Origin of the sequence: Serratia sp. CY71090 (genome assembly GCF_052166845.1) — a bacterium.
Lineage (GTDB): Bacteria > Pseudomonadota > Gammaproteobacteria > Enterobacterales > Enterobacteriaceae > Serratia > Serratia nematodiphila.
In genome coordinates, this window is the sequence record NZ_JBJNOA010000007.1 from 90316 (window position 1) to 110415 (window position 20100).

The 20100-nt window shown below is 62.5% G+C and carries 22 protein-coding genes and 1 tRNA gene; 17 read left to right on the forward strand and 6 right to left on the reverse strand.

The annotated features are described in order from the left end of the window. Window positions 1–73 precede the first annotated feature (73 nt). The 6 genes from ACJ8OK_RS14515 to ACJ8OK_RS14540 all read left to right on the forward strand — a co-directional run bounded on the left by ACJ8OK_RS14515 (window position 74) and on the right by ACJ8OK_RS14540 (window position 5285). A complete protein-coding gene (locus tag ACJ8OK_RS14515) occupies window positions 74–724 on the forward strand; it encodes a DcrB-related protein (RefSeq protein ID WP_060558038.1) in 651 nt (216 codons plus the stop codon). Between the two features lie 35 nt (window positions 725–759). Then, window positions 760–1365 (forward strand): glutathione S-transferase, encoded by a 606-nt coding sequence (locus ACJ8OK_RS14520; protein WP_060558041.1) that lies wholly within the window; start codon window positions 760–762, stop codon window positions 1363–1365. A 69-nt stretch (window positions 1366–1434) separates the two neighbouring features. Continuing rightward, window positions 1435–2829: an L-seryl-tRNA(Sec) selenium transferase gene (gene selA, locus ACJ8OK_RS14525; protein WP_033631413.1), complete on the forward strand. Its 1395-nt coding sequence runs from the start codon at window positions 1435–1437 to the stop codon at window positions 2827–2829. Beyond that, window positions 2826–4667, forward strand: a complete 1842-nt coding sequence (gene selB / locus ACJ8OK_RS14530; protein ID WP_060558044.1) for a selenocysteine-specific translation elongation factor — start codon at window positions 2826–2828, stop codon at window positions 4665–4667. The genes selA and selB overlap by 4 nt, the downstream gene beginning before the upstream one ends. An 82-nt stretch (window positions 4668–4749) precedes the next feature. Continuing rightward, window positions 4750–5010: a CopG family ribbon-helix-helix protein gene (locus ACJ8OK_RS14535; protein ID WP_033631415.1), complete on the forward strand. Its 261-nt coding sequence runs from the start codon at window positions 4750–4752 to the stop codon at window positions 5008–5010. Beyond that, on the forward strand, window positions 5010–5285 hold the full coding sequence (locus ACJ8OK_RS14540) for a type II toxin-antitoxin system RelE/ParE family toxin (RefSeq protein ID WP_033631416.1): 276 nt from the start codon (window positions 5010–5012) through the stop codon (window positions 5283–5285). Before ACJ8OK_RS14535 ends, ACJ8OK_RS14540 begins: the two co-directional genes overlap by 1 nt. A gap of 11 nt (window positions 5286–5296) precedes the next feature. Here ACJ8OK_RS14540 and ACJ8OK_RS14545 read toward each other — a convergent pair whose 3' ends face one another. Further along, entirely contained in the window at window positions 5297–6208 is a 912-nt protein-coding gene (locus ACJ8OK_RS14545; protein WP_033631417.1) for a LysR family transcriptional regulator, read from the reverse strand. Window positions 6209–6329: 121 nt separating this feature from the next. On the opposite strand from ACJ8OK_RS14545, the gene ACJ8OK_RS14550 reads away from it, so the two are divergent. Beyond that, window positions 6330–6956, forward strand: coding sequence for a LysE family translocator (locus ACJ8OK_RS14550; RefSeq protein WP_033631418.1), 627 nt, complete (start codon window positions 6330–6332; stop codon window positions 6954–6956). Window positions 6957–7009: 53 nt separating this feature from the next. Here the strand turns inward: ACJ8OK_RS14550 and ACJ8OK_RS14555 are convergent, their stop codons facing one another. Next, window positions 7010–8257: an MFS transporter gene (locus tag ACJ8OK_RS14555; protein WP_033633516.1), complete on the reverse strand. Its 1248-nt coding sequence runs from the start codon at window positions 8255–8257 to the stop codon at window positions 7010–7012. Window positions 8258–8474: 217 nt separating this feature from the next. On the opposite strand from ACJ8OK_RS14555, the gene ACJ8OK_RS14560 reads away from it, so the two are divergent. Then, entirely contained in the window at window positions 8475–9467 is a 993-nt protein-coding gene (locus tag ACJ8OK_RS14560) for an acyltransferase (protein ID WP_049278450.1), read from the forward strand. Here ACJ8OK_RS14560 and ACJ8OK_RS14565 read toward each other — a convergent pair. From ACJ8OK_RS14565 to ACJ8OK_RS14580, 4 genes are all read right to left on the reverse strand, one after another. After that, window positions 9462–10385 carry a GlxA family transcriptional regulator gene (locus ACJ8OK_RS14565; RefSeq protein ID WP_033631420.1) on the reverse strand — a complete coding sequence of 308 codons (924 nt, stop codon included), beginning with the start codon at window positions 10383–10385 and terminating at the stop codon, window positions 9462–9464. The two genes, ACJ8OK_RS14560 and ACJ8OK_RS14565, sit on opposite strands and share 6 nt — an antisense overlap. Before the next feature lie 2 nt (window positions 10386–10387). Beyond that, complete coding sequence (locus tag ACJ8OK_RS14570) at window positions 10388–10939, reverse strand: isochorismatase family protein (RefSeq protein ID WP_004934049.1); 552 nt, start codon at window positions 10937–10939, stop codon at window positions 10388–10390. Window positions 10940–11039: 100 nt separating this feature from the next. Further along, the gene (locus tag ACJ8OK_RS14575; protein ID WP_033631421.1) at window positions 11040–12428 is read right to left on the reverse strand and encodes an amidohydrolase family protein; all 1389 of its coding nucleotides are present in this window, start codon (window positions 12426–12428) and stop codon (window positions 11040–11042) included. Window positions 12429–12558: 130 nt separating this feature from the next. After that, window positions 12559–13413 (reverse strand): LysR family transcriptional regulator, encoded by an 855-nt coding sequence (locus ACJ8OK_RS14580; protein WP_033631422.1) that lies wholly within the window; start codon window positions 13411–13413, stop codon window positions 12559–12561. Window positions 13414–13539: 126 nt separating this feature from the next. On the opposite strand from ACJ8OK_RS14580, the gene ACJ8OK_RS14585 reads away from it, so the two are divergent. From ACJ8OK_RS14585 to ACJ8OK_RS14625, 9 genes are all read left to right on the forward strand, one after another. After that, window positions 13540–14739 (forward strand): cyanate transporter, encoded by a 1200-nt coding sequence (locus ACJ8OK_RS14585; protein ID WP_060558050.1) that lies wholly within the window; start codon window positions 13540–13542, stop codon window positions 14737–14739. A 75-nt stretch (window positions 14740–14814) separates the two neighbouring features. Further along, window positions 14815–16158, forward strand: a complete 1344-nt coding sequence (locus ACJ8OK_RS14590) for an esterase-like activity of phytase family protein (RefSeq protein ID WP_060558052.1) — start codon at window positions 14815–14817, stop codon at window positions 16156–16158. A 97-nt stretch (window positions 16159–16255) separates the two neighbouring features. Next, window positions 16256–16350 (forward strand) — tRNA-Sec (locus ACJ8OK_RS14595). Between the two features lie 162 nt (window positions 16351–16512). Beyond that, window positions 16513–17688 carry a tyrosine-type recombinase/integrase gene (locus ACJ8OK_RS14600; protein WP_176326458.1) on the forward strand — a complete coding sequence of 392 codons (1176 nt, stop codon included), beginning with the start codon at window positions 16513–16515 and terminating at the stop codon, window positions 17686–17688. Window positions 17689–18496: 808 nt separating this feature from the next. Then, a complete protein-coding gene (locus ACJ8OK_RS14605) occupies window positions 18497–18760 on the forward strand; it encodes a helix-turn-helix transcriptional regulator (protein WP_442530655.1) in 264 nt (87 codons plus the stop codon). Continuing rightward, window positions 18760–18972, forward strand: a complete 213-nt coding sequence (locus tag ACJ8OK_RS14610; RefSeq protein WP_289528333.1) for a hypothetical protein — start codon at window positions 18760–18762, stop codon at window positions 18970–18972. The genes ACJ8OK_RS14605 and ACJ8OK_RS14610 overlap by 1 nt, the downstream gene beginning before the upstream one ends. Beyond that, window positions 18959–19504, forward strand: a complete 546-nt coding sequence (locus tag ACJ8OK_RS14615; RefSeq protein WP_289528277.1) for a host cell division inhibitor Icd-like protein — start codon at window positions 18959–18961, stop codon at window positions 19502–19504. The genes ACJ8OK_RS14610 and ACJ8OK_RS14615 overlap by 14 nt, the downstream gene beginning before the upstream one ends. Further along, a complete protein-coding gene (locus ACJ8OK_RS14620; RefSeq protein WP_043146645.1) occupies window positions 19501–19764 on the forward strand; it encodes a hypothetical protein in 264 nt (87 codons plus the stop codon). Before ACJ8OK_RS14615 ends, ACJ8OK_RS14620 begins: the two co-directional genes overlap by 4 nt. Further along, the gene (locus tag ACJ8OK_RS14625) at window positions 19761–20096 is read left to right on the forward strand and encodes a DUF5375 family protein (RefSeq protein WP_289528280.1); all 336 of its coding nucleotides are present in this window, start codon (window positions 19761–19763) and stop codon (window positions 20094–20096) included. Before ACJ8OK_RS14620 ends, ACJ8OK_RS14625 begins: the two co-directional genes overlap by 4 nt. The last annotated feature ends 4 nt before the right edge of the window (window positions 20097–20100 follow it).

Below are 20100 nucleotides of genomic sequence, written 5' to 3' on the forward strand. Positions count from 1 at the left end.
GAACGGGCTTCTGGCAATCGCCCGGGCGAGTTGCTACGTTTAGGCCATAACGCGCCAAGCGAAAGGAACCACGATGTTAAACACCCTGGCAAAACTGACCGCGGTCGCCGTGTTGGCGGTTGGACTGGCGGCCTGCGACAACAAAGACGACACCAAACCGGCGGTGCCGCCGCCGGACACCAAGCCGACCGTGACGCAGCCCGCGCCACCGCCGCCGCCTGCGTCGGTAGAAACCCCGCCCGCGCCGCCGGGGCTGAACGTGTCGCTGCAGAAGGGCAAGATCACCTTCGAGCTGCCGCCGGGCTTTAGCGATCAAACGCTGAACAGCGGCATCATCAACGACAGCACCTCCACCATTCAGCGCTTCCTTGACGGCAAGTCGCGCCAGAGCGCGGTCTCGTCCGAAGTGATCCCGCCGGACGGCATGAAGCTCAACACCAGCGACAAAATGCTGAAGGAGCTGACGCAGAGCGCCATCACGGTGCTGGCCGAACGCTATCAGAATATCCAGACCACCAAAGAAGAGAACTTCAGCGTCGGCAAACAGAAGTTTCGCCGGGTGGATACCGAACAGACCGTCAACGGGCAAAAGGTGGTCTCCACCCTGGTGTTGACGGTGTTCAACAAGCGGGTGGTGACGTTGCAAATGCTGTCGCCGGCCAAAACGCCGGAAGTGCATCAGGCGCTGGTGCAGCGGATTATCGATACCCTGGCGGTGAAGTAAGGACGCCGCAGCCAGGACGAAGCGGAGGAGACCGGATGAAGCTTATCGGCAGTTACACCAGCCCCTTTGTGCGCAAGATTTCCGTGATGCTGCTGGAGAAGGGAATTGCGTTCGAATTCGTCAACGATCCGCCGTATGAGCCCGGCAGCCGGGTGAAGGAGTTGAACCCGCTCGCCAAGGTGCCGGTGCTGATCGCCGATGACGGCGAGGTGTTTTACGACTCGCCGGTGGTGGCCGAATACCTTGAGCTGCTGGCGGTGGAACCGGCGTTTTTGCCGGTCGAGCGCCCCGCCGCGCTGCGCGTTCGTCAGGTGGCGGCGCTGGCGGACGGCGTGACCGAAGCGGCGGCGACGCTGTTCCGCGAAAGCCGGCGCGCACCGGAAAAACAGGACGAAAGCTGGATGCTGCGTCAGCGCGACAAGCTGACGCAGGGCCTGGACGCGCTGGAGGCGCTGGCGCGGGAAAAAGCGTGGCTCAATGCCGAGCGGCTGACGCTGGCGGATATCGCCACCGGCTGCGCGCTGGGCTACCTCAATTTCCGCCGCATCCTGCCCAACTGGTGCGTCGAGCGCCCGGCGCTGGTCAAACTGGCCGAACGCCTGTTCGCCCGCGAAAGTTTCGCCCGCACGGCGCCGCCCTGAGCTTTCCTTTCTCCCCGCCGCGGCGGGGTTTTGCTATGCCGATACGTTTAAACTGAAAACCGAGCGACCATGAGCACTGAATCCCACCTTCTTTACAGCCAACTGCCCGCCATCGACCGCCTGCTGCGTGAACCCGCGATTGAACCGCTGGTGGCGCAGCATGGCCAGACGCTGATCGGCGAACTGCTGCGCCGGCTGCAGGCCGAGGCGCGCGCCGCTATCAGGCAACAGCAACGTTTACCCGCCTGGTGCGGCGACTGGCCGCAGGCGCTGCGGGCCGAGCTGGCCCGGCAGCAACGCCCGGCTTTGCTGCCGGTGTTCAACCTCAGCGGCACCGTGCTGCACACCAACCTCGGGCGCGCCCTGCTGGCGCAGCCGGTGAAGGATGCGGTGAACGCGGTGATGGGGGAGGCGGTGACGCTGGAGTACGATCTGGACGGCGCCGGGCGTGGCCATCGCGATCGGGCGGTGGCGGATCTGCTGTGCCGGCTGACCGGCGCGGAAGACGCCTGCATCGTCAATAACAACGCGGCGGCGGTGCTGCTGATGCTGGCGGCGATCGCCCCCGGCAAAGAGGTGGTGGTGTCGCGCGGCGAGCTGGTGGAAATCGGCGGCGCGTTCCGCATTCCCGACGTGATGCGCCAGGCCGGCTGTCAATTGGTCGAGGTCGGCACCACCAACCGCACCCATCTGAAGGATTACCGCCAGGCCATCAACGAGCAGACTGGTTTGTTAATGAAAGTGCACACCAGCAACTACAGCATTCAGGGCTTTACCGCGGCGGTCGACGAGGCCGAACTGGCGCAGCTCGGGGCCGAACAGGGCGTGCCGACCGCCACCGATCTGGGCAGCGGCTCGCTGATCGATATGGCGCAGTACGGCCTGCCCGCCGAGCCGATGCCGCAGCGGCTGCTGGCCGCCGGCGTCGATCTGGTGACGTTCTCCGGCGATAAGCTGCTGGGCGGCCCGCAGGCCGGCATCATCGTCGGCAAAAAGGCGCTGATCGCGCGCCTGCAGCAGCATCCGCTCAAGCGCGCGCTGCGCGTCGGCAAGCTGACGCTGGCGGCCCTGGAGGCCACGCTGCGGCTTTATTTGCAGCCGGAAAAACTGGCTGAGCAGCTGCCGACGCTGCGGCTGCTGACCCGCCCGCAGCAGGAGATGCAACAGGCGGCCGAGCGGCTGCTGGCGGCGCTGACGCCGCGGTTCACCACCGATTTCGACCTGCGCGCCGAACCCTGCTGGTCGCAGATCGGCAGCGGTTCGCTGCCGGTGGATCGCCTGCCCAGCTATGCCCTGACCTTCACGCCGCGCGACGGCCGCGGCGCCACGCTGGAAGCGCTGGCCGAACGCTGGCGCCGCCTGCCGCAGCCGGTGATCGGCCGCCTCGGCGACGGCCGGCTGTGGCTGGATCTGCGCTGTCTGGAACAGGAAGGGGCGCTGATCGCAGCGCTGAGCGCATCATGATCATCGCCACCGCCGGCCATGTCGATCATGGCAAAACTACCCTGCTGCAGGCGATCTCCGGGATCAACGCGGATCGCCTGCCGGAAGAAAAGCGCCGCGGCATGACCATCGATCTGGGTTACGCCTACTGGCCGCAGCCGGACGGCCGGGTGCTGGGCTTTATCGACGTGCCCGGCCACGAGAAATTCCTCGCCAATATGCTGGCGGGCGTCGGCGGCATCGACCATGCGTTGCTGGTGGTGGCCTGCGACGACGGCGTGATGGCGCAAACCCGCGAGCATCTGGCGATCCTGCGCCTGAGCGGGCGCCCGGCGCTGACGGTGGCGCTGACCAAGGCCGACCGGGTGGAGGCGGCGCGTGTCGATGAGGTGCGCGGTCAGGTGCGCGACGAGCTGGCGAGCCAGGGGTGGCCCGATGCGCCGCTGTTCGTGACCGCGGCGGCGGCGGGCGAGGGCATCGAGGCGCTGCGTGCGCATTTGCTGGCGTTGTCGCCCGCTGAACATGCGCTGACGCGCCGTTTTCGCCTGGCGGTAGACCGCGCGTTCAGCGTCAAAGGGGCGGGGCTGGTGGTGACCGGCACCGCGCTCGGCGGCCGGGTGAAGGTGGGGGATACGCTGTGGCTGACCGGCGCCGACGCGCCGGTGCGGGTGCGCGGCCTGCATGCCCAGAATCAGACCGTGGAACATGCGCAGGCCGGGCAGCGCATTGCGCTTAACATCAGCGGCGATGTCGATAAAGAGCGGGTCGCGCGCGGCGATTGGCTGCTGGCGCAGCGTCCGCACGAAGCGGCGGAACGCATTCTGGTGGCGCTGGAGACGGATCGGCCGATCCGCCATTGGCAGCCGCTGCATCTGCACCATGCCGCCAGCCACATCACCGGGCGCATCTCGTTGCTGAACGACGGGCTGGCGGAACTGATCCTCGATCGTCCGCTGTGGTTGGCGCAGAACGATCGGCTGGTGCTGCGCGATATCGGCGCGCGGCAAACGCTGGGCGCGGCTCGGGTGCTCAGGCTGAATGCGCCCAAGCGCGGCAAGCGTCAGCCGGACTATCTGGCATGGCTGCAAGCCCTGGCGCTGGCGCAAGACGATGCGCAGGCGCTGGCGCTTGAATTGCCGCACGGCGCGCTGTCACTGGCAGCGTTCGCCTGGGCGCGTCAATTGACGGACGATGGCCTGGACGAGCTGCTGGCGAACCGCGATCTGCTGATCGTCGGTGACCGGGCGCTGGCGCAGGATCAGGTGCAACAGGCGGAAAGCCGCCTGCTGCAGGTGCTGGCGGAGTACCACCAACAGCACGCCGATCAGCTGGGCTTAGGGCGCGCCCGCCTGCGGCGCATGGCCCTGCCTCAGCAGCCGGAAACGCTGGTGTTTATGATGATCGATCGGCTGCTGCGGGCCGGCGCGCTGCGCAATACGCGCGGCTGGCTGCACCTGCCGGAACACGGCCTGGCGTTCAGCGCCGAAGAGGCGCCGCTGTGGGCGCGCATCGAACCGCTGTTCGGCGACGAGCCGTGGTGGGTGCGCGATCTGGCGAGCGAGCTGGGCGAAGAGGAGAGCCGGGTGCGCGCGCTGTTGCGCAAGGCGGCTCAGCTGGGCCATGTGACGGCGGTGGTGGTGGATCGCTACTACCTCAGCCGACGCATCGATCAGTTCGCGGCGCTGATCCGCGAGCTGGATGCGGAGCGCGGGGGCGCCAACGCCGCCGATTTCCGCGATCGGCTCGGCGTCGGGCGCAAGCTGGCGATCCAGGTGCTGGAGTTCTTCGATCGCAGCGGCTTTACCCGCCGCAAGAGCAACGAGCATCTGCTGCGCGACGGCGGGTTGTTCGGCAACTGATTGCATGTTTTTTGTTCTCCAATGGCGGTATAATCAGCTTTAATCACTTTGATTGATGTTGATTGTACTGAGGAGCAAGACGATGAATACGAAAGTCATCACCGCTCATGTCCCGCTGCCTTTGGCTGAAAAGGTGGATGAAATGGCCGCCAAACTTGAACGCTCGCGGGGATGGATAGTGAAGCAAGCCCTCACCGCCTGGCTCGAGCAAGAGGAAGAGCGCCGTCGATTAACGCTGGCGGCGCTGGCCGATGTCGAACAGCAAAACGTTATCGATCATGAGTCGGTAGAAGCCTGGGCGGCCAGCCTGGACAGTGACGAGCCGCTGCCGGTACCGCGCTGATGGAATTAAAATGGACGAGTAAGGCGCTATCGGATTTGGCGCGTTTGTTTGAGTTTCTTGCCTTGGCTAACCGCACTGCGGCAGCGAATTCGGTGAAGGCCTTGGTCGCCGCGCCTAAAGCGTTGCTCGATAATCCCCGCCTGGGTGAAAGATTGGACGAGTTTTTACCGCAGGAAGTGAGGCGTATTCTGGTCGGCCGCTATGAGATACGTTATCAGGTACAGCCGGCAGCGATTTATGTTCTGCGTATTTGGCATACCCGCGAAGAGCGATAGGCCGAATTCCCCTACCCGATAAACCTGACGGCGGCCCGGCTGACGTCGGGCGTTTGGGCGGTGAGAAACGCCTGTAAACGTTCGATCAGCGGCCGTTTTGCCGATTCTTCCGGCCAAACCAGATAGTAACCGTCGCCGGTGCGCACGGCGACGTCACAAGGCAACACCAATAATCCCTCCTCAATCGTCCGCAGGCTCAGCGCCAGATCGCCGATCGAGACGCCGTGCCCGGCGATGGCCGCCGCGTTGCCCTGTTCCAGCGAATCAAATACCTGGCCGCGCATGAGATCGATCGGGGTCGCGATGCCGCTTTTCTGCAGCCAGCGCCGCCAGTCGCGCCGATCGGGCGAAGGGTGGATCAGCGGGCAGGCGGCGAGATCCCGCTGCCCGTCGGCGAGCAGCGCGGGGGCGCAAATCGGGATCAGCCATTCGTCGAACAGCTTGGCGGCGGCGGTATTGGCGCCAAAATGGCCGTTGCCGAGCAGGATGGCGCAGTCGTAGGGTTCGCTGAAAAAATCCACGCTGTCGATGTCCATCCAGACGCTGGCTGCCTGCACCTCGAACGCCTGCGCCGTTTGCCGGAACCGGCTCAGGCAGTCCAGCAGCCAGCGCAGGGTCAGGGTGGAGGGCGCCTTCAGCCGCAGCAGATCGCGGTGGCTTCTGAACAGCTCACAGGCTTGCTCGATGCGGCCAAACCCTTGCTGCAGCTCGGCGGCGAAGATTTTCCCCTGCGGCGTGACCTCGATACGCGGGCCGTTGCGCTGGAACAGCCGGCAGCCGAAGTGCTGCTCCAGCGTTTTGATGTGCTTGCTGACCGCGCTCGGGGTGAGATGCAGCTCCTCGGCGGCCAGCGTGAACGAGCCGGTGCGGGCGGCGCTTTCGAAGGCGCGCAGGGCGTAAAGCGGCGGAAGGGAACTGGCCATCGCGGCGTCTCTAATAATGAGTCTGATTCACAGTAAACGACAGGATTACTCCTTTTTCAAGGCGGGGGCGGCGGCATGATAATGGCGCGACGCCAACTGACTGAATGTGAGTGAAATAAAGATGAACCTGTCGTTGCTGGCGGCGTATTTCGCCGCCATTTTGTTGCTGATCGCCGCGCCGGGGCCGGTGGTGGCGATGGTGGCCAACACCGCGGCGCGCTTTGGCGCCCGGCGTGCGCTGTTGACCGCGCTGGGCAGCAACGGAGCCTCCTTGTTGCTGATCGGCGTCGCCGCGCTGATTATCACCGGGCTGTTCGCCGTGGATATGCGCTTGCTGCAGTGGATAGGCCTGCTGGGTTGCCTGTTTATCGGCCGTATGGCGATCGTCTCGCTGTATGAGGATTTATCCGCGCGAGCCCCCGATGTGCAGCCCGTCGCGCCGCCGCAAAAACGCTCGGCGATCCTGAACGGTTTTCTGGTGGGCATCGCCAACCCCAAAGACATTATCTTCTTCGTCGCCTTTTTCCCGCAGTTCATCGCCGTCACCCCCTCGATCGGCGCCAGCCTGACGCTGCTGACCGCGCTGTGGGTGCTGGCGGACTTCGCCATTTTGCTGACCTATATCACCCTGCTGTCGGGAACGGCGCTGCAGCGCGCGCGGCGGGCGATCTCTGTCCTGTCGGCGTTGCTGCTGTTGGGGGTGGCGGTGGTGGGAACGGGGTATGCGCTGTGGGGGCTGCTCGGCTGAAGCCGCATAAAAAACGCCGGTCGGGAAACCGGACCGGCGTTTTATCGTCGCGTTTACGCCGCGCCGTTCGGCTGCGGCGTGGGGTCGCCGTTGCGGCGTTTGGCGAGGAACAGCGCCACCAGCGTCAGCCAGCACAGGCCGCTGATGAGGTTGAACAGGTTGAACAGCCCGCTGCCGCCCCAGACGTAGGCGACCTTGGCCAGCTCGATGCCGACGGTGAACACCATCATGCTCAGCATGCCCATAGTGGCCGACACTGTGCCCTTGCTGACGTTGCTGGAGAACAGCGTCAGGCGGTACAGTCCGGCGTTGGCCAGGCCAATGCCGAAGGCGTACAGACTCAGGCCGGCGGTCATCCACAGGTAGGCGTGGCTGGAGAACTGGGTCGCCAGCGCGGCGATCAGCAGCCCCAGCAGCATCGGGCCTGCGCCCAGCTTGATCAGGCGCTCCACGCTGTTTTTGCCGGTCAGGCGTGCCAGCGTCAGGTTGCCGAGGATCAGCGCGCCGAACACCGGGATCTGCAGCAGGCCGTAGTCCAGCGTCGACAGCGACTCGCCGCTGATCAGGATCACCGGCGACTGGGCGATCCAGGCCAGCAGCGGCAGGCTGGCGAAACCGATCGCCAGGGCGCCGCACAGGAAGCGGCGGTTGCCCAGCACCTGGCGGTAGTCGCGCCACAGGTTGGCGGCGGAAAACGCCTCGCCCTGCAGCGTGGCGGTTTCCGGCATCGCTTTCCACAGGCCGTAGAAGGCGATGGCCGCCAGCGCCGCAAACAGCACAAACATGCTCTGCCACGGCGCGACGTGGATCAGCGCCGCGCCGGCCAGCGGCCCGAGCAGCGGGGCGATCAGAGCCACGTTAGCCATCAGGGCGGTGATTTTGATGCACACCGCCTCCTCGAACGACTCCTGGATGGTGGCGTAGCCGACCGCGCCGATAAAGCACAGGCCGATGCCCTGCAGGAAACGCATGGCGATAAACTGCTCGATGGTGGTGACCAGCAGGATCGCCAGGCAGGAGACGATGAAGAACGCCACCCCGGCCAGCATCACCGGGCGACGGCCGCGACGATCCGACAGCGGCCCGAGCAGCCACTGCAGGAAAATGCCGCCGGCCAGATAGGCGGTCATCGAGGTGGGCACCCACTCTTCGCCGGCGTTGAAATCCGCCACGACGGCCAGCATGCCCGGCTGAATCATATCGTTGCCGATATAGGTGGCGAACTCGAACAGCACCAGACAAAGAGGGAATAAAAGCGCCTGTCGGCCCAAACGTGCCGCAGGTGGTAATGTCGTTTTCATATTATTGTACTGATAGTAAAAGAGAAAAAGGAACTGCCAGGGCGGGAAGCGCAAACTGAGCGAGTTGTGGCGGCTATTTTGCCGCCAATTGTTCACCTTCGCAATCATAAGGTGTTGTTTAAGTGCATTCTGATATTTCGCTTTTGGGTTGTCGCCGAACGCCGTGCCCGATAACCTCTTCTTAACATATCAATATGACACAAGATCGGGCGAGCGTTTGAGCGAGAAAATCGGCTGGATAGACAACCTGCGGGCGATGGCGTGCATGATGGTGGTGATGATCCACGCCACCACCTATTACGTCACCAACGGCGCGGCGATAGGGTTGCACAACTGGGACATCGCCAACGTGCTGAACTCACTGTCGCGCGTATCGGTGCCGCTGTTCTTCATGATTTCCGGCTACCTGTTCTTCGGCGAAAAGAGCGCCGGCCGGCGGCATTTCACCCGCATCGCCTGCTGCATTCTGTTCTACAGCGCCATCGCGCTGATCTATATCGCGGCCTTCACCAAGATCGGTTTCTGGCCGTCGCTGCGCGGCATCCTGCAAAAGCCGGTGTTTTACCACCTGTGGTTTTTCTACGCCATCGCAGTGATTTACCTGCTGTCGCCGCTGATCAGCGTCAAGCCGGTGTCGCGCCGCTATCTGGCCGTCGCGCTGGTGGTGTTGGCGGCGCTCGCCAACCCGAATACCGACAAGCTGGCCTTCGGCAACGCGCACCTGCTGCCGGTTAACCTGTATATCTACGGCGATACCTTCTACTACCTGCTGTATGCGTTGGCCGGGCGGGCGATTGGCATGATGGAGGCGCGCGGGCGCGCCGTGGGCTGGTTGGCGGCGCTAGGATTTGCGCTGTGCGTGGCGCTGATCGCGCGCGGCACCAAGCATCAGCTGTTCATCAACGGCAACTTCGCCGATACCTACTACATCTACAGCGGCCCGCTGGTGTTTATGGCGGCGGTGGCGCTGTTGGTGTGGGTGAAACACTGTTTGCCGCAGCCGATCGGCTGGCTGAGCGTATTTTCCCGCCATTCGCTGGCGATTTACGGTTTTCACGCCCTTATCGTTAACGTGATGCGCAGCCGGCACTTGGATTTCACCGGCCACCCGCTGCTGGATATCTTCTGGGTGTTCGGCGTGGCGCTGGGGGGCAGCCTGCTGCTGTCTGTCGGCCTGCAGCGGCTGGATACCCGCCGGCTGGTGTCATAGCGGCGAGCGCTGGCGCTGCTGGGCGCGGCGCAGCTGCCGCCCGGAAGAAAAACCGGCCGCCAGCGCGGCCTTCTCCAACCCATACCCTTGCTGCAGGCGCTGTTGCGCCACCGCCAACCGCAGCTGTTCATGATATTCCCGCACGCTGATGCCGACGTGGCTGCGAAACAGCCGCGCCAGATGGCGGCTGCTGACGTGCGCCTTCTCCGCCACCTGCGGCACCGACCAGTCGGCTTCCGGCTCGGCGGCCATCACGTCCTGCGCGCGGTGCACCGCCGGGTGCAGGTGGTTGCGGTAACGCAGCCAGGGCGACAGCTGCGGATCGTCGCCGGCGCGGCGGAAATAAACCACCATGTCGCGTGCGACGTCGCGCGCCCGGCCGGAGCCGCAGTGGCGGTGGACCAGGTGCAGTGCCAAATCGATGCCGGTGGTGATGCCCGCGCTGGTATAGACGCCGCGGTCTTCGACGAAGATGCGGTTCTCTTTCACCTGCGCCGCCGGCGCCTGCAGGCGGATACGTTCGATGACGTCGTGGTGGGTGGTGCACTGATAGCCGTCGAGCAGCCCGGCCTGCGCCGCCAGCAGCGCGCCGGAGCAGATGCACACCAGGGTGATGCGCTGCCGCTGCAGATCGGGCCGCAGCGTCGCCAGCCAGCGGCGGGCCTGCTCGGCCTCTTCACCGGCGAAATAGCGCTGCGAATCGCCGACGCCTGGCAACACCAGGATGGCGCCGTCTTCCAGGCGTTCGGGCAACGGCTGCAGGCCGCTCAGCGTCATGCCGATGGAGCAGACGAGCTGCGGCGCCGGGCTGAGGTAACGCAGGCTGAACGACCCGGCGAGGCGCAGGGTTTCCGCCGGGCCGCTGACGTCGAGCGACAGCACGTTGGGCAACAGCAGAAAATAGACGGCCTGCGGCATGGTTACTCCTGTGCGAGTTGCGCCAGCGCCTCATCCACGCTGGCGATGCGGGCGAAACGATCGACCAGTACGGTTTCAGTATGCCGCTTCAGCTGCGCGGGGGTAAAGACTTCACCGTCGGGATGGCGCATCGGGAAGGTCAGCGTCGCCTCGGTGACGAAGGTCACCCGATAACCGAGATCGGACGCCACCCGGGTGGTGGTTTCACAGCACTGTTCGGTGCGGATGCCGGAGATGATCAGGTGGTTGATATCCCGCTCGCGCAGCCAGGCGTCGAGGCCGGATTCGGTCAGCGCATTGTGTACATGCTTATGCACGGTGATATCCGCTTGGTGGGTGAGGAATGGCAGGCGCTGCACGTGGCCCGAAGCCAGCGAGAACGGCCCCTGCGGCGAGACGTGCAGCACGTCGACCAGCGCCGCGCCGCGTTGCTGACAGCCCGCGATCAGGCGGGTCAGCGCCTGTTGAAACGCCGGCAGATCGTCCTCCTGCCAGAATGGACGGTGCTGGAATGATTGCTGGACATCGATGATCAATAACGCGCTCTGTGACATTTTCGGCCCTCCGCCAGTGTGTGTAGCGACCATATTGCGCCGCGCCTTACTCTGGCAGAAGGCCAAAAACGGCCATCATGATGACAACAGCGGACCGACCTTAGGCTTTGCTCACCTGTCCAGCCACCAGGCGCCCCTGATGGAAGGTGGCGCTGCGCGCCGGCAGGCGGGCGACCGCCTCGGCGGAACAGCTGGCGTTGACCAGCACGAACTCGGCGGCATCGCCGGCTTTCGGCCAGGCGCGCTGGCCCTTATCGTCCAGCGGCAGCACGCCGCCGGTGGAGATGGCCATGGCGCGCGACAGGTGATACTCGTCGGAGCCGCGGTACAGCTGGGCGTACAGGTTGGCCTTCTCCAGGATGTCGCCGGTGCCGAACGGCGACCAGTGGTCGATCACGCTGTCGGTGCCGGTCATCACGAACACCCCTTTCTCGCTGAGCTGCGGCAGCGGCATCATCAGGCTGCCGATCGGCACCGTGGAGGCGATGGTGATCTGCTGCGCCGCCAGCCGGGTGGCGGTTTCCGCCAGTTCGCCCGGCGTCAGCGTGGTCAGGGCGAAAGCGTGGCTGATGGTGACCTTGCCGCGCAGCGCCGGGTTTTTCTCCACGGTGGCGATCATGTAGTTGATGGCGGCGACCCCGGCCGGGCTGGTTTCATGCAGGTGGATATCCACGCCTTTGCCGGTATCGAGGGCGATCTGGAACATGGCGTCCAGCGATTTCTCCATCGCGCCGTCGACGTTGGTCGGATCCAGCCCGCCGACGTACTGCACGCCCATCTGCATCGCTTCGCGCATCAGCGCATCGACCCTGGAGTGCAGCAGGCCGTGCTGCGGGAAGGCGACGATTTCACAGCTGAAGTCCGCCTGGTGGTTTTCCAGCGCGCGCTGCAGGTGCTCCAGGCTTTTCAGGCCGCTGACCGGATCGATATTGCAGTGGCTGCGCGCCACGGTGCTGCCTTTGGATTGCAGCAGGGCGATCAGATTTTCCGCCCGCTGCTGCGAGGTGGGCAGCAGTTTCGGGATCAGCGTCTGCTCCAGCGCGATCATGTCCATGATGGTTTTGCCCTGGCGCGGGCGCGGCGCCTGCCACGGGCCGCTGTAGAAGGTTTTGTCCAGGTGGATGTGCATATCGCGAAACGCCGGCAGCAGCAGCTGGCCCTGCGCCTGATAGCGGGGCACGCCGGCGGGCAACGCGGCGTTGGCGGCGTGAATGGCGGCGATCTTGCCGTCTTTGATCTCAAGCGTGTACAGCGCGGTGCGGGTGCCGATCACCGTGTCGCCGTCGTATTCAAAGCCGTCTTCCAGCCGCACCTCGCTCAGGCAGTAATGGCGATCGGTCAGGGTCATCGGCGTTGGCGCACACGGCTCGCCGCTAGGCGAAGCGGCCTGCGCCATGCCGCCGGTCAGGCCGATCACCGCGCAGGCGGTGGTAAGTTTGCCGGTTTGGCTGAGGAAGGCTCTGCGGCCCGGTTGTTGAGGGTTTTCCACGTTCGGTTCCTTAATCCAGAGGTGAGGTGGGTGAAAACATCCCCCAATTTAGGAGAGGAACCGGCCGGTTGGCAGCGACATTTGCCACTGGTAACTATTCGATTTGGTAATGACCGGCGTGCGCTGGCGTTTATATCAACCCGCAAAACACCGTCAGACGCTGGGCCAGCGCCAGCGTGGCGGCGGGGGCGCCGTCGCGGTAGTAGAGCGCCAGTTCGAAGCTGTCTATCGGCGGCAATCCTTCGGCCGCCCCCAGCACCCGGTGCGTGGGTAAACGACAGCCGGCCGGCAGCAGGGTGACGCCCAGCCCGGCGGCGGAAGCGGCGGTCAGCGCCGCCAGGCTGGCGCTGCTGTAGCCGATGCGCCAGCGTTTGCCGAGGTTGTCGAGCGCCTGGCACAGCTCGTCGCGGTACAGGCCGCTGAGCGGAAACACCGCCAGTGGCACCGGCGATTGTTCGATGGCCGGGAAGGCCAGGCTGTCCAGCCACAGCAGCGGTTCCGGCCGCGCGGCGCGCGGCGGTTGCTGGCGGCGCTGCTTCACCAGGATCAGATCCAGCTCTTCACGCGCGTAGGCGCTGTGCAGATCGGCGCTCAGGCCGCTGGCGACGTCCAGCCGCAGGTGCGGGTGCTCGCGGCTGAATTCCGCCAGCAGCTCGGTGGTGGGCACGGCGAAATCTTCCGGCATACCGATTCGCAGCACGCCGTCGCGCCAGATGCCGGTCAGCGCGTCATGGGCTTCTTCATTCAGCGCGATAATGCGGCGCGCGTAGCTCAACAGCTTGACGCCTTCTTCGGTCAGCAGCACCTGATGCGAGGAGCGTTCAAACAGCGGCTTGCCCAGCATCTCTTCCAGCCGGCGCACCTGCTGGCTGACGGTGGACTGCGACAAGAACACCCGCTCTGCGGCGCGGGTGAAGCTGTTGCTGTCGCACACGGCGACGAAGCTGAGCAGCAGCTGCGGATTGAACATCGGGTAGCGATTCATTTTCCCACTGTTGGCTATTTTATTATTTAATTTCCCAATACTAGCGGCGTTGCCTACAGTAACGCAACGCTGCGGCGATCGCGCTGTGACGCCGCACTCTTCATTTTGCAGTACCAGGAATATACCGTGTTAAATCATTCTGTTAATTCACCTTCTCCACGTCGCTGGCTCAACCCTCTGTTGCTGGCGCTGGTGTTGATCGGCCTGAACATGCGGCCGCTGTTGACTTCGATCGGCCCGTTGCTGCCGACGTTGCGCCAGGCCACCGGGCTGAGTTTTGGCGGCGCGGCGCTGCTGACCACGCTGCCGGTGCTGATGATGGGGCTGATGGCGCTGGCGGGCGGCGCCATCAACCGACTGTTCAGCGAACGCAGCGCCGTGGCGTTGAGCCTGCTGGCGATCGGGCTGGGCGCGCTTTGGCGCGAACTGGCCCCCGGCAGCGTGCAACTGTTAATGAGCGCGGTGCTGGGCGGGCTCGGCATCGGGGTGATCCAGGCGGTGATGCCCGGCATCATCAAGCATCACTTCCTTAAAAGCATGGCGCTGGTGGCCGGGCTGTGGTCGGCGGCGCTGATGGGCGGCGGCGGTCTGGGGGCGGCGATCGCTCCGTGGCTGATGAGCGCGGGGCATGACTGGCACAGCGCGCTGGCCTGGTGGGCGTTGCCGGCCCTGGTGGCGCTATTGGCCTGGTGGCCGGTCAGCCGCGGGCTGTCTCGCCTGGGCGCGGCGGGCGAACACCGAGGCTCAAGCCTGCTGCGCAACCGGCGCGCCTGGCTGCTCGGCGCCTATTTCGGCCTGATCAACGGCGGCTATACCAGCCTGATCGCCTGGCTGCCGCCGTATTACATGCAGCTTGGCTGGCAGCCGCAGGCCAGCGGTTCGCTGCTGGCGCTGATGACTTTCGGCCAGGTGATGGGCGCGCTGCTGCTGCCGGCGCTGGCGCGCAATCATGACCGGCGGCCGCTGCTGCTGCTGGCGCTGATGATGCAACTGATCGGCTTTATCGGCCTGATTTATCTGCCGCAGACGTTGCCGTGGCTGTGGGTGTTGCTTTCCGGACTGGGGCTGGGCGGCGCGTTCCCGCTGTGCCTGGTGCTGGCGCTCGATCACCTGCACCAGCCGGCGGCGGCCGGGCGGCTGGTGGCCTTTATGCAGGGCGTCGGGTTTCTGCTGGCGGGCGTGACGCCCTACCTCTCCGGCCTGCTGCGCGACTACAGCGGCGGCTTCGAGCTGGACTGGCAGATCCATGCGCTGCTGGTGGTGGTGCTGATCGCCATTACCTGGCGCTTCCACCCGCACAGCTACCGACGGGCGTTCGCCGAATAATATTTCTGTCATTGCCGCTCCCTATAGTGACGTTGCTTTTACTTCTGGGCGATAACAACGAAAAGGGATAATGACATGCACAACACCAAAACCCGGCTGGCGCTGCTGGTCGGCTGCATGGCGCTGAGCGCCAACCTGTGGGCCGAGGCGCAGCCGGTGCAGGCGACGCTGGCCGGGCATGCGCTGCTGCCGGTGAAATCCACCGTTGCCACACCGAAGGACGCGCCGAGCGATCTGCAGCAGAGCGGCAAATACACCAGCGGCAAACGCATCACCGAGCTGGGCAGCGTGGCGGGCAAATCCGCCGATCGCCTGACCGGGATCGGCCTGCCGATCAACGGCCAGCCGCTGCAGGGCCACTCCGGCATCAAACACATGCCCGACGGCACTTACTGGGTGCTGACCGACAATGGTTTCGGCAGCAAGGCCAACTCGCCGGACGCCATGCTGTACCTCAACCACTACAAGATCGATTTCAAAGACGGCACGGTCGCGCCGCTGAAGACGGTGTTCCTGCACGATCCGGATAAAAAGGTGCCGTTCCACATCATCAACGAGAGCACCGAGCAGCGCTATCTGACCGGCAGCGATTTCGATCCGGAAAGCTTCCAGTTTGCCGACGATGCCTTGTGGATCGGCGAAGAATTTGGGCCTTACCTGATCAAGGCCGACCTGAACGGCAAAGTGCTGGCGGTGTTCGACACCCAGGTGGATGGCAAAGTAGTGAAATCGCCGGACAACCCGACGCTGACCCTGCCGGGCGCGCCGGACGGCAAACAGAACTTCCAGGTGGCGCGTTCCAAAGGCTTTGAAGGCATGGCTGCCTCGCCGGACGGCAGCAAGCTGTACCCGCTGCTGGAAGGGGCGCTGTGGGACGGCGAACAGTTCGAGAACGTCGGCGGCAAACGCTACCTGCGGGTGCTGGAGTTCGACGTCAAACAGCAGGCCTGGACCGGCCGCAGCTGGCAGTACGTACTGGAAGACAACCAAAACGCCATCGGCGACTTCAACATGATCGACGCCACCCACGGGCTGGTGATCGAGCGCGACAACGGCGAAGGCACGCCGGACAAAGCCTGCGCCGTCGGTGCGCCAACCGACAACTGCTTCAGCCAGGTAGCCAAGTTTAAGCGAGTGTATAAAATCGCTTTCTCGGACGCCAACGTCGGCAAACCGGTCGAGAAACTGGGTTATATCGACCTGATGAACATTCAGGATCCGAACAAGCTGGCGCGCAAGCCGCTGAACGACGGCGTGCTGACCTTCCCGTTCTTCACCATCGAGAACGTGGACGTGGTGGACGCCAACCACATCATCGTCGGCAACGACAACAACTTCCCGTTCTCCTCCAGCCGCCAGCCCAATATGGCGGATGACAACGAGTTCATCCTGCTGGACGTGAAGGATTTCCTGAAGTAGCTCCCCCCGGCCGCCGAATCGCCGGCGGCCGCCATTTCCCGCTTAGCGCAGCGAACAAACTGCGCTATAATCAGCGCCTTGCTTCCCTCTTCTCCAAGGAAGATCCTCGTCCCCGGTGGGGCGGCCGGACTTCAAATCCGGTTGGGGCCGCCAGCGGTCCTGGGCAGGTTCGACTCCTGTGATCTTCCGCCAAAGCTTGTCCGAGTAGCTCCTGAAAAGTCCATTAAAATGCATAAAATCAATTGATTATATGGTTTCTTTGTCCGCTGGAGTCCGTGTATAACCGTCTGAATCCGAGATAAATGTGTATAATGGTGCGTATAACATTTTTATACACAGAATCCACTTATACACATGCTTCTAACTGACATACAAATTCGACGTTCCAAACCGCAGGAAAAACCCTACACCCTCAACGACGGCCAAGGCCTGTCCCTTCTTATCAATACGGATGGGAGTAAAGGTTGGCGTTTTCGATATCGCTATGCCGGAAAAGCCAAGCTGATGTCCTTTGGTACCTACCCATTGATAACGCTGGCTGAGGCGCGAGAAAAGCGCGGAGAGGCTCGCAAGCAGGTTGCTAATGGCATTGACCCTGTAGCCGAGAAAAAGGCGCAAAAGCTCGCTCAGAAGCTTTCTGTCGAGAACTCTTTTGAAGCGATTAGCCGTGAATGGCACACGAACAAGGCTGACCGGTGGACTCTAGCCTACAGGGAAGAAATCATGCGCACCTTTGAGCAGGATGTGTTTCCGTATGTTGGTCAACGCCCCATTGCCGAGATTAAGCCGTTAGAGTTGCTGGAAGTGCTACGGCGCATTGAGAAGCGTGGGGCATTGGAGAAGACCCGTAAGGTACGCCAGCGCTGCGGAGAGGTCTTCCGCTACGCAATTATTACTGGCAGGGCGGAGTATAACCCAGCCCCAGATCTCGCCAGCGCGCTAGCCGTTCCCAAACAAAAGCACCATCCATTCCTTTCGGCCGAGGAACTACCTTACTTTGTTAAGGATTTGGAAGGATATACCGGCAGCATCATCACTAAGAATGCAGCGAAGATCGTTATGCTGACCGGCGTGCGCACGCAAGAAATGCGCTTTGCCACGTGGGAAGAGATCGATCTTGAGCGTGCCATCTGGGAGATCCCCGCAGCACGCATGAAAATGCGCCGCCCCCATATAGTGCCGCTCTCTACTCAGGTGATTGAGCTGTTTAAACAGCTTCAACCGATCACCGGTCACTATCCTTACATTTTCATTGGACGAAACAACCGTAGAAAGCCTATAAGTAAAGAAAGCGTGAATCAGGTGATTGAGCTGCTGGGATATAAAGGGAGAGCCACTGGACATGGTTTTAGACATACGATGTCTACTATCCTGCATGAACAGGGGTTTGAGTCTGCATGGATAGAGATGCAGCTTGCCCACGTGGACAAGAACGGTATTCGCGGTACCTACAACCATGCGCAGTACCTTGAGAAACGCCGTGAGATGCTGCAATGGTACGCCGATTTTATCTCGGGCCTTGCTCGCTAGAAAATGCTGCCAATAAATCGTTAAAACCCCTTGGCGCGCAATGCTACCCCCGCCTCGCCTGCCCGCTTTATGTGTCGATTTTCATGCAGGTGCATGAGGGGCCGCAGGCCGCGTCGCTGCTGGTGCGGCAGGGGGTAAAAAATGCATTTTCTTACATGCAAAATCATGCACCTTATCCATGCACGCGTTATTTGGCACCCGCTAGCCAGGAAAAAGGCTGTTTTCGGGGGAAGGATAGGGAGGAGGTAGCGTGATGGAAGTGGACCTGATTATCCAATCAGGACGAGGTCCGTAATGAAGCTTTTGTGCCTCCGGTGTGAGCCTATTGTATTTTTCCCGCCAGCGTTTTCGTTGTGCAGCCGCCTCAGATATTGACTGCAAAATCACTTTTGCGATTTTAGTTCTTCTCTAAACTCTTCACTACTATTCATAAAAGTAAAAAAGATAGCTAAATCAATAGAAAAAATGGTGGTTAGTGAATTTTTAACTCATCACCCGGTGTTCACTACTGCTCACTCGGCTAAAAAGGGCCTTTTCTCTGGCTAGCCTGGGGTTGTGCCTGTACGCCTGTTTCTGCCTATTAATAAACGGCTATTCATGGCTCGTTCATTTCTTTGGGTTTGCCAAGGTTTGCCAATAAAGGTCAATATTAACCTATATGCCCATTTGATTGAAAAACAAACTAAAAAGCTCTCCCACCACACAACAACGCCTTGTTGCCACCCTGGTAAATATTCACATAATAGGGCGCTACCGAAGTTCACACAGTCCCGGCCAGCGTTGGCCGGACACAAAGAGGTAGCGTTTTATGTTGACCGTTTCCACTCCCACCCCATCCACCCCGTCGCCGGTGCTTCAGAACGGCTACACCCCGCGCGAGCGCTTTATCCGCCTGCCCGAAGTGCTTTACACCACCGGTCTGTCCCGCTCCACCGTGTACGAGATGATGAGTCGCCGACAGTTCCCGGCTCAGGTCTCCCTCGGCGGTAAAAATGTTGCCTGGCTGGCCTCTGAGGTCGAACTATGGATGGACGAACGTATTGCCAACCGTCATCAGGAGAGCGCCAAGTGATGCAGTTAATCCTCGGTCGGCACAGTTTTACCCTGAGCGACAATGACGCAATGTTTATCGCGGAAGCTATCCTGTTACAGCGTAAAGAGCCTGGCATCGTCTTGCCGGAGCACCGCAGCGAAAAACACAATGTTATTCGTCTGACGAACCGGCAAGCCGAACAGCGTCAGTTCTGCGTTGGTAATGTGGTTGATCACAATGCGATCGATTGAACGTCCGGGGGCGTCTTACGGCTTGCTCCCACGTCCGGCCTTGCGCTATAGTCCTCCCGCTGCCGCAAAATCGGCAGCCGGGCGTAGGAACCCGTGTTACTTATTGGCGACACAACACGCGCCAGGCGTGTTTTTTTATGTCGTGGCCTTAGTGCGCTCATTTTTTGCGCGGTGGATGTTATGCTATCGCAGCAGTCAATCAATGGTGGCTCAGGCGGGGCAGCCTTCGGGCTGGCCGGTTTCCAATAAGGCCGGTATTCCTACCCCCGTCTGGGCTACCACCCATAAGTGTAGGAACTTCGGTGGTAGCAATAACCAATACTTATTGGAGGCTGCCACCATGGCTACGACCCTCACCCCGACTCTCCCGACATTCTGCTTCCTGTTTGCGGCCGTACGCCGCTCTGCGCTGACGGCGTCACCGCGCATCGTACGTACCGTGGCGGATTCTGAGCACAACGCTCGCCGCCTGCTGGCCCGTGATTATGTGTTGTCCTTTGCCGGTCGTCTGCCGGTTAAGGCAGCAGCATGAACACCCTGGCCGACCGCTACTACCGCGATACCCATTACCCTATCCCGCACGCCGATTTTCTGCGTCTCCAGCATGCGCACGCCACCGGCGTGCTGTTCCTCGACCTGCTGGACACCCTCGACCTCGGCGGGCAGCGCCCCGATGCCACGCAACAGGCGTCGTTTGCCTCGGTCATTGCCCTGCTGACCGACCAGCTCGGCCACGTCGTCAACACCTGTGAATCCCAAATCCTTGCCCGCATGGAGGCCACCGCCGCATGAACACTGCATCCTGTTTACCGATTGAAGTCCGCACCGCCGTTTTCCGTCGCGCCGTGGCGCAAGCCTATCTGGATACCTGCGCCTTTTACCGGGTGAGCCTGGGTTACACGCTGGACGAACTGCAGATGACGATTGCCCTGCGTCTGGAAGGGCTCTTTGTGCGTCAGTACGGCGCAGAGGATGGCATGGACATGGCATGCACGATGTTGAGCGACATGGTGCAGCCGGATGTTCTGGTGGCCGCGCCGCGCCTGACCGCGCTCGGGCAAAAGATGATGGACGAGCTGTGCTGCGAGCGCCTGTCGGCAGCGCAGAGCGCCACCGTACACTGAGGAG

What these genes read in the sequence shown, in the direction of transcription:
- ACJ8OK_RS14515 (WP_060558038.1), top strand. Translation starts at nt 74, where the DNA reads ATGTTAAACACCCTGGCAAAACTGACCGCGGTCGCCGTGTTGGCGGTT.
- ACJ8OK_RS14520 (WP_060558041.1), top strand. Translation starts at nt 760, where the DNA reads ATGAAGCTTATCGGCAGTTACACCAGCCCCTTTGTGCGCAAGATTTCC.
- selA (WP_033631413.1), top strand. Translation starts at nt 1,435, where the DNA reads ATGAGCACTGAATCCCACCTTCTTTACAGCCAACTGCCCGCCATCGAC.
- selB (WP_060558044.1), top strand. Translation starts at nt 2,826, where the DNA reads ATGATCATCGCCACCGCCGGCCATGTCGATCATGGCAAAACTACCCTG.
- ACJ8OK_RS14535 (WP_033631415.1), top strand. Translation starts at nt 4,750, where the DNA reads ATGAATACGAAAGTCATCACCGCTCATGTCCCGCTGCCTTTGGCTGAA.
- ACJ8OK_RS14540 (WP_033631416.1), top strand. Translation starts at nt 5,010, where the DNA reads ATGGAATTAAAATGGACGAGTAAGGCGCTATCGGATTTGGCGCGTTTG.
- ACJ8OK_RS14545 (WP_033631417.1), bottom strand. Translation starts at nt 6,208, where the DNA reads ATGGCCAGTTCCCTTCCGCCGCTTTACGCCCTGCGCGCCTTCGAAAGC.
- ACJ8OK_RS14550 (WP_033631418.1), top strand. Translation starts at nt 6,330, where the DNA reads ATGAACCTGTCGTTGCTGGCGGCGTATTTCGCCGCCATTTTGTTGCTG.
- ACJ8OK_RS14555 (WP_033633516.1), bottom strand. Translation starts at nt 8,257, where the DNA reads ATGAAAACGACATTACCACCTGCGGCACGTTTGGGCCGACAGGCGCTT.
- ACJ8OK_RS14565 (WP_033631420.1), bottom strand. Translation starts at nt 10,385, where the DNA reads ATGCCGCAGGCCGTCTATTTTCTGCTGTTGCCCAACGTGCTGTCGCTC.
- ACJ8OK_RS14570 (WP_004934049.1), bottom strand. Translation starts at nt 10,939, where the DNA reads ATGTCACAGAGCGCGTTATTGATCATCGATGTCCAGCAATCATTCCAG.
- ACJ8OK_RS14580 (WP_033631422.1), bottom strand. Translation starts at nt 13,413, where the DNA reads ATGAATCGCTACCCGATGTTCAATCCGCAGCTGCTGCTCAGCTTCGTC.
- ACJ8OK_RS14590 (WP_060558052.1), top strand. Translation starts at nt 14,815, where the DNA reads ATGCACAACACCAAAACCCGGCTGGCGCTGCTGGTCGGCTGCATGGCG.
- ACJ8OK_RS14600 (WP_176326458.1), top strand. Translation starts at nt 16,513, where the DNA reads ATGCTTCTAACTGACATACAAATTCGACGTTCCAAACCGCAGGAAAAA.
- ACJ8OK_RS14605 (WP_442530655.1), top strand. Translation starts at nt 18,497, where the DNA reads ATGTTGACCGTTTCCACTCCCACCCCATCCACCCCGTCGCCGGTGCTT.
- ACJ8OK_RS14610 (WP_289528333.1), top strand. Translation starts at nt 18,760, where the DNA reads ATGCAGTTAATCCTCGGTCGGCACAGTTTTACCCTGAGCGACAATGAC.
- ACJ8OK_RS14615 (WP_289528277.1), top strand. Translation starts at nt 18,959, where the DNA reads ATGCGATCGATTGAACGTCCGGGGGCGTCTTACGGCTTGCTCCCACGT.
- ACJ8OK_RS14620 (WP_043146645.1), top strand. Translation starts at nt 19,501, where the DNA reads ATGAACACCCTGGCCGACCGCTACTACCGCGATACCCATTACCCTATC.
- ACJ8OK_RS14625 (WP_289528280.1), top strand. Translation starts at nt 19,761, where the DNA reads ATGAACACTGCATCCTGTTTACCGATTGAAGTCCGCACCGCCGTTTTC.